Genomic DNA, 629 nt, shown 5'->3' with positions numbered 1-629 from the left:
ATTCTACATCGATAATATGAACGAGTGTTACGAGAATTCCTTGCACTCCTCCCGTTCTTTTCTGGAGGAGCTCTGCTTCCGGCAAGGTTTCACACCACTTCAGCCATTCATCTCGCACTTGCCAATTATATTGGAATAATGAATACATCTGTTCTCCTTTCTTTTCCTCTAAAGTTTATGATCTGTCAACTGGAATCCATATTTCTGAATAATAATCTTCACTATCCGGCTTTCCTTCTCCTTACACCTCAAGCTGTGGCGAGTTTGTTTGGATATAGCCGCTTTTCGGGAACCACTCTGCATATATTTGCTTCCACGTGTTTTGTATACTATGAGGCATTGGTCCATGTACCTCAAACACAGCCCACTTTGATTGTGGAATAGTGATGGTTTCAAATCCTTCTGCCTTGTCTTTCGTTGTGGCTACTGCAATCCAGTAATCCATATCTTTAGTTGAGCTAGTAATCTCCGCACAAATTCCCAGTATCCCTTTAACACAACCATCATTCCATTCTGCAAGGGAATCAATCGTGCCATCACGATTAGCTTCCTCCCAAAAAAGCGGAATTCCCTTCAGGTTCTCTCCCTCTTTATACGAATAGGACTGCTTTTTCCCAATTGCTTGAAAC

2 protein-coding genes are annotated in these 629 nt (G+C 42.0%); both read right to left on the bottom strand.

The window, feature by feature from the left end:
* A partial coding sequence (locus tag QD409_RS35520; RefSeq protein WP_430765050.1) for a DinB family protein occupies positions 1-148 on the bottom strand: 148 nt, incomplete at its 3' end.
* Positions 149-241: 93 nt separating this feature from the next.
* Positions 242-629: GyrI-like domain-containing protein (locus QD409_RS35515; RefSeq protein ID WP_430765049.1), on the bottom strand; the 388-nt coding region annotated here is incomplete at its 5' end.

Source organism: Rhizobium sp. BR 315 (assembly GCF_050577975.1).
Lineage (GTDB): Bacteria > Pseudomonadota > Alphaproteobacteria > Rhizobiales > Rhizobiaceae > Rhizobium > Rhizobium miluonense.
The sequence above is the reverse complement of the archived record's forward strand: the minus strand, read 5'-3'. Positions and strand labels throughout refer to the sequence as shown.